Origin of the sequence: Paraburkholderia sp. RL17-381-BIF-C, assembly GCF_046026435.1 — a bacterium.
Taxonomy (GTDB): Bacteria; Pseudomonadota; Gammaproteobacteria; order Burkholderiales; family Burkholderiaceae; genus Paraburkholderia.
Genome location: NZ_JARESX010000044.1, coordinates 55,501 through 61,945, shown reverse-complemented (window position 1 = coordinate 61,945; position 6,445 = coordinate 55,501). Strand labels below are relative to the sequence as shown.

Genomic DNA, 6,445 nt, shown 5'->3' with positions numbered 1-6,445 from the left:
GCGGCAGCCGGCAATTCACACCGGCCAGCCGCCCGATTTCTTTTCGGGCGACGCACCGCCAAGTTGCTCCCCGACGACGCCCGAGATACCCGCGCCCGCAAACATCCCGCTTCGTTTCTTCGTCGCGGAACGGGCTTGTTCATTTAGCCTGGTGAATGTCCGCACGCGGCGACGCCGCCGGCCGTTCGCTCACCTATGATGCTTAGGACGCCACGTGGTTTTTTTCGCCGTCCGCCAATAGCACGCACTATCCGGACAGCTTGCTGGCGCTAAAGCGGTCGCGCCGCATCCACGACGCGTCGCAGACCTTCAGCGACGATGGCAGCGCGCCACGAGCCGGCATCGCCAATTCGAATTGGAGACGCCCATGAAATTCATCGTCCAATGGACCGGTCAACCTACTGCCGAGGGTTCCGTCATCGAACGCTTCATGAAGACCGGAGGCCAGGCGCCGGACGGTATCAAACTGCTGGGCCGTTGGCACGCTATCGGCGGATTGCACGGCTTTGCGGTCGTCGAAGCGGACGACACGCGCGGCATCTCGGCGCTGGCGCTCGAATGGGGCGACCTGCTCACCATGAGCATCTTCCCGGCCATGACCGACGAAGACCTGGGCGCCGCCCTCGGCAGACATCTGGCCGCCCGCAACAAGTAAGTACATCATGAGCGCCGGGCTCGCCGCGCCGCTTCCGAGCGGGCAACTGCTGCCGTTCCGCGAATCGCTGCTGGCGATGCTCGGCATCGCCTTCGTCGCGATGCTGGTGGCGCTGGATCAGACCATTGTCGGCACCGCCCTGCCGCGCATCGTCGCCGAACTGAAGGGCTTCGACCTGTACGCGTGGGTCGCGACGTCGTACATGCTGGCTTCTGTCATCACGATTCCCATCTTCGGGCGACTGGGCGATCTGTTCGGCCGCAAGCGCTTTCTACTCGCCGCGATCCTGTTGTTCACCGGTGCTTCCGTCTTGTGCGGACTCGCCAACAGCATGTTGGTATTGGTGATTTCTCGCGGCCTGCAAGGGATCGGCGGCGGCATTCTGATCGGCACGGTATTCGCCACCGTCGCCGATCTGTTCCCCAATCCGAAACTGCGGTTGCGCTGGCTGGTGTTCGTCACTTCCGCGTTCGGCATCGCCAACATGATCGGGCCGACCCTCGGCGGCATGTTGACGCAATATGGCGGCTGGCGACTGGTGTTCTTCGTCAACGTTCCGGTCGGACTCGTGTCGCTGCTGTTCGTGCAGCGCTTTCTGCCGCCGCTTCTCCATCTGCGGCGCAAGGGTCCCGTGCGGCTCGACTGGCTCGGTGCGTTCGTGCTCGCGCTCACGTTCGGCGCAGTGCAACTGCTGATCGAGCTGCTTCCGAGGCGCGGTCTCGACACCACGACCGTCGTGCTGATCGTCGTGAGCGCGACTTGCGGACTGATTCTGTGGCTATGGGAGCGGCGCGTGGGCTATCCGATCGTGCCGGTGGACATGCTCATGGACCGCAAGCTCTCCGCGCTCTTCGCCATGTCGGTGCTCGGCGGCTTCGCGCTGTTTTCGCTGGTGTTTTACGTGCCGCTGCTGTTTCAGGGCGGCTACGCGATGTCCGCGCATGACTCGGGCATGCTGATTACGCCGCTGCTGCTCGGCACGACGGTGGGCAGCGTGGTCAACAATCGTATCGTCACACGGATCCATCGCGCGAACGGCATCATGTATGTCGGTTTTGCGCTATCCGCGCTTGCCTGTCTCAGCGTGGTCGTCTTGCGAGGCACGGAGCCGCATCTGGTGTGGATGTCGTGTATGGGTATCAGCGGAATCGGCCTCGGCCTGGTCGCCACCAGCCTGACGATTTGTTCGCAGCAGATCGTCGCGCGGGATCATGTCGGCGCGGCCACCGCGCTGCTTCAATCGCTCAGGACATTCGGCGGCATGCTCGGCACCGTGATGACCGGCGCGTTGCTCGGCCATCTCTATTCGCGCGGCGTGCATCGCTCGCTCGACTCCTATCAGGCGACGCAGTGGTTCAAATCCTTCGCCAGTCCTGAACTGCTGGTGGATCGCGCGGAACAGGCCGCGTTGATCAATCGTCTGGTAAGCGCCGGCCACGCGGGCGACGCCATGATGAGATCCGCCCGCGAAGCACTGGTGCAATCGATTCACATCGGCATTCTGGTGGCTGGCGGCGCCGCGCTGATCGGGCTGTGCCTCGCGTGGTTCGTGCCCCCCGTGCGCATCAGCTATCCGGAAAGCGACCTCACGCCCGACGGCCAACCAGCCGCAGACGCCCTTCCACCGCACCGCAGCGTGCTCTAAAGACGCCGCCCCATCTTCTTCTTGCATTCTGTATCGGTCGATATATAATCGGTTTCTATATCGACCGATACAGAATAGTCGTCAGCGACGCAGGAAGGACATTCATCATGGCGAGACCTCGCGAATTCGATGAGCACGACGTGCTGGAAGCGGCGAGCGCGGCTTTCTGGACAAAGGGCTACGAGGCGACCACCACGCGCGACCTGGTCAAATCGACCGGCCTGACGCAGCCGAGCCTCTACAACGCATTCGGCGACAAGCGCGCGCTGTATCTGCGTGCGCTCGAGCATTACCTCGAGCACACGTTGCGCGAACGCATTAATCGGCTGGAGCGCAGCGTGTCGCCGGCTCAGGGCATCACCCTGTTCTTCCATGAGATCCTGGAGCGAACGTTCGCCGACCCTGGCAAACGCGGCTGCATGCTGGTCAATACGGCGATCGAAACCGCATCGGATGACGAAGCATTCCGTGAAATCGTCGCCACGGAATTCGCAGAAGTCCGGGCGTTTTTCTACCGCCGCATGGTCGCGGCCACCGAAAGCGGTGAGATCACTGCCGTCGTTTCCGCCGACGACGCCGCAACGCACCTGCTGGCCACGCTGATCGGCGTTCGCGTCCTCGCGCGGGTCGATCCGCAACCGGCGCTGCTGATCGGCGCGATAGCGCCGGTTCTGCTGCTGCTCGGTTTGCCTGCTCTACCGGCGCAAGACAACAACGTTTGAGCCGGGCGCCTGACAAGGCGCAACCCTCCACTTCGATTTCATCACCGCCATCCGGCAGCGCCGCCATCAGCGCGCGCACCGGTAAAGGAACCGTCATGTCCGCTGCACCGATAACGTCCGCCAGTCCAGTCGCACTCGACGCCCGCGCGCTCTTTGCAACGCTCGCCGGACTGTGCGGCAGTCTCGTCGCCATCGGCCTCGCCCGCTTCGCTTACACGCCGTTGATTCCCTCGCTGATCCAGGCGCACTGGTTCAGCTCGTCGCAAGCGGTTACGCTCGGCGCGGCGAACTTCGCCGGTTATCTGGTCGGCGCGTTGATCGGCCGGCCGCTTGCATCGGCGCTCTCGAACCGCACCGCGTTGCGCCTGCTGATGGTCGTGGTGACCGCCGCCTTCTTCGCCTGCGCGTATCCGCTTTCGGTGAGCTGGTTCTTTGCGTGGCGTTTGTTGTCGGGCATTTCCGGTGGCGCGATCATGGTGCTGGTGGCGACCTCGATTCTTCCGCATATTCCGGCGCCGCGCCGTGGCTTCGTGAGCGGCATGATCTTTCTCGGGCTGGGCCTGGGCATCGCGGCATCCGGCACGTTGATTCCGAAATTGCTCCACTTCGGCTTGCAGACTGCGTGGATCGGCCTCGGCATCGTGGCATTGGTGCTGACCGCCGTGAGCTGGTTCGGCTGGCCCTCCACGAACCCGCCTGCCGCGGTCGTGCCACCTGGCGCACATCACACGGCGCGCCCGCACGGCTTGACGCTGCGCGTGCTGTACGCGCAATACGCGGCGAATGCCCTCGGCCTCGTACCGGCGATGGTGCTGCTCGTCGACTACGTCGCTCGCGGCTTGGGGCGTGGCGCTGCAATCGGCGCGGACTACTGGGTGCTGTATGGCCTCGCCGCGATCGTCGGTCCGGTGATCTGCGGCAACGCTGGCGATCGTATCGGCTTCGGCAAGGCGTACCGCGTCGGCCTGCTTCTGCAAGCAGCAGCGGTGGCCCTGCTCGCCTTTTCAGGCAGCGCAGTGACGCTGGCTGTATCGACCGTGATTCTGGGCATTTTCACACCGGGCGTCGTGCCGCTCGTGCTCGGACGCATTCACGAACTCGTGCCGCACGATCACACCGAACAGCGCGCCGCGTGGAGCCGCGCGACGACAGCCTTTGCGCTCTTCCAGGCACTGGGCGGATACGGCTACTCGTACCTTTTCTCGCACACGCATAACGATTACGCGTTGATCTTCACTTGCGGAGCGATAGCACTCGCTATCGCGTTCGTGGCGGATCTCGTTGCATCGCGTATCGGAGCCGCCGCCCGCAACACCGCTCGGTGACGCGGCAAAGAATTTCCAGCTCGACGTTCGCCCTGGGCATGCGGTTTGCTCAACCATGACATCGATACTGTAGTTCGCAGGAACGCTCGCAATACGGGTCCTGTGTGGCTGTCGTGAAGGCAGATCTTATCAACCAGGCGGAGGTCATTCATATGTTGGGAACTATTCTTCTAGTCGTGCTGATTCTTCTCCTGATCGGTGCGCTCCCGTCGTGGCCGCACAGCCGTTCTTGGGGCTACGGTCCTACCGGCGGCATCGGTCTCGTGGTGATCGTGGTGATCGTGCTGCTGGTCGTCGGCGTCATCTAGCCGTTGATGCCGTAGCGAGGTAACAGTCTTATTCTTTGAAGTTGGGTCGAAGGCCGCCGGATATCTCTGCAGTTCGCTGCATGGATATCCGGCGGCCTTTCCTTGTCGCCGGTCGACTCACATCCCAACTTGTCACGCCGGGGGGACACGATGGAAAAATTACTCGCGAATCAGGTTGCTCTCGTCACAGGCGCCAGTTCGGGCATTGGCTACGGTGTCGCCAAAGCGCTTGCGGACGCAGGCGCGGCCGTCGTCGTGAACTATCACTCGCATGCCGAGGCGGCCGAGCGCAACGGAGGATATCGGCAGGGCCGCAATCTGGCTCGCCTCGGATGAAAGCGTCCACGCGATCGGCACGACGTTGTTCGTCGACGGCGGCATGACGCTGTATCCCGGCTTCGGAGACAACGGTTAGCCGTTGCCCGTGAGCAGTTGTTCGAAGAGATCCGTATCGCCCATCTGCCCGCCCTTGAGCATGATCTCCATGCCATCGAGTTCCGCGCGATCGGCGTGAAGACGGCACACCGTGACGCCCGCCGATAACGGCGCGATATACGACAGTCCCCATGCGCCGAGCGCGCGCACGGCAAGACTCGACGTGTCGCCGCCCGCAATGCCGATGCGGTGCAAGCGCACGGCACCGAGCACCTGTTGCAACAGTGACGCGCACGCGTGCGCGAGTGCCGGCAGCGCGCCGCCTTCACCCGACGGTTGGCGCCTCGTGAACGCAAGTACGTTGCGCCCGTCACGCAACGGGCCGGTGATCGCCGCCAACCGGCCGGCCAGATAGTCGCTCGCCGCGTCGCCCGTCATTTGCAAGGGGTCCAGTTCCACGCGCAGATAGGATTGCGCCGCGCGGATCTGCACCTCGGTCAACGGCGACAGACTGCCCGCAAGCACGAAAACGGGTCCGCGCGCACGGGTCAACAGCGGCGCGCTTCGGGTTTGCGCCGCGGCAAGTTCGGCGCCGGTCTCGCGCGCTAACGCGTACGCCTGCGCGACGCTGCTCGCGCCGATCGCGAGCACGGGCGCCGATCGCGCGGCATGACGCGCGATGAGCCGGCCAAGCGCTTGCAGATGCGAATCATCGAGCACGTCGAACAGCAACGCGTCGGGTTTCGAATCGAGCCGGCGCTGGACTTGCGCTTCGAGCCCGGCGTCGTCGCCGGCATAGCAGCGCCAGTCGATCAATTGCACATTGTCCACACCCTGACGCTGAAGATGCACGCGCAAGTCCGCTTCGTTCATCGGCGTGACGGGGTGCCGGCTCATAGTCGGATGACGGTCGATACGATAGACCGTCTGCGCGCTATCGTTCGCACCGGCTGCCGCGAATAGTTCGCCGAACACGCAATAGCGGCGCAAATTCGGCTGACCGCCGATCACCGCGACGAGTTCGTTCGCACAATACGCGCGCAGCGTGCGCAGCGCCACGCCGATGCTGCCGGTCTCCGGCGCGCTATCGAACGTCGAACACACTTTGTAGTGCATCACCCGCACGCCGAGTTCAGCAAAAGCGGCGCCGACTTGCTCGAGCTCCTGCCGCTGTGCAGCGGGTGCCATGCTCCGAGCGGCGCCCGCCACGCCAATCGCATCGAGCCGGCCGAGCGTCGAAAGACGCGCGGCATCCGGCGGCGCGAAGAACAGCATGGTGCGCAAACCCGCGCGCGCGAGATGAGCCAGCGTGTCGGTCGCGCCGGTGAAGTCGTCGCCGTAGAAGGCGTAGGCGGGAGCGTCGCTGGATCTCTCGCGCACAGTGCTCATCGTTCGTTCCGTGTCGCGTGCAGTGG

General features: G+C 64.0%; 8 protein-coding genes and 1 pseudogene. 8 read left to right on the top strand and 1 reads right to left on the bottom strand.

Going from position 1 to position 6,445, the window contains the following annotated elements:
* From P0D70_RS24435 to P0D70_RS24400, 8 genes and pseudogenes are all read left to right on the top strand, one after another.
* Positions 1 to 199 (top strand): hypothetical protein (locus P0D70_RS24435; RefSeq protein ID WP_408186351.1); only part of this gene is annotated, 199 nt, incomplete at its 5' end.
* A 168-nt stretch (positions 200 to 367) separates the two neighbouring features.
* Positions 368 to 655: a DUF3303 domain-containing protein gene (locus P0D70_RS24430; RefSeq protein ID WP_091806161.1), complete on the top strand. Its 288-nt coding sequence runs from the start codon at positions 368 to 370 to the stop codon at positions 653 to 655.
* 7 nt (positions 656 to 662) lie between these two features.
* Complete coding sequence (locus P0D70_RS24425) at positions 663 to 2,300, top strand: MFS transporter (protein ID WP_408186350.1); 1,638 nt, start codon at positions 663 to 665, stop codon at positions 2,298 to 2,300.
* Positions 2,301 to 2,407: 107 nt separating this feature from the next.
* Positions 2,408 to 3,022, top strand: coding sequence for a TetR/AcrR family transcriptional regulator (locus tag P0D70_RS24420; RefSeq protein ID WP_408186349.1), 615 nt, complete (start codon positions 2,408 to 2,410; stop codon positions 3,020 to 3,022).
* A gap of 95 nt (positions 3,023 to 3,117) precedes the next feature.
* Positions 3,118 to 4,347, top strand: coding sequence for a YbfB/YjiJ family MFS transporter (locus P0D70_RS24415; RefSeq protein ID WP_408186348.1), 1,230 nt, complete (start codon positions 3,118 to 3,120; stop codon positions 4,345 to 4,347).
* A gap of 152 nt (positions 4,348 to 4,499) precedes the next feature.
* Complete coding sequence (locus tag P0D70_RS24410) at positions 4,500 to 4,655, top strand: DUF3309 family protein (protein WP_091809080.1); 156 nt, start codon at positions 4,500 to 4,502, stop codon at positions 4,653 to 4,655.
* Between the two features lie 150 nt (positions 4,656 to 4,805).
* Positions 4,806 to 4,946, top strand: a pseudogene (locus P0D70_RS24405) (SDR family NAD(P)-dependent oxidoreductase); the annotation flags it as partial.
* Entirely contained in the window at positions 4,927 to 5,070 is a 144-nt protein-coding gene (locus P0D70_RS24400; protein WP_408186347.1) for an SDR family oxidoreductase, read from the top strand. The pseudogene P0D70_RS24405 and the gene P0D70_RS24400, both read left to right, overlap by 20 nt.
* Here the strand turns inward: P0D70_RS24400 and P0D70_RS24395 are convergent.
* Positions 5,067 to 6,419 carry a four-carbon acid sugar kinase family protein gene (locus tag P0D70_RS24395; protein ID WP_408186346.1) on the bottom strand — a complete coding sequence of 451 codons (1,353 nt, stop codon included), beginning with the start codon at positions 6,417 to 6,419 and terminating at the stop codon, positions 5,067 to 5,069. The genes P0D70_RS24400 and P0D70_RS24395 overlap by 4 nt on opposite strands.
* Between the last annotated feature and the right edge of the window lie 26 nt (positions 6,420 to 6,445).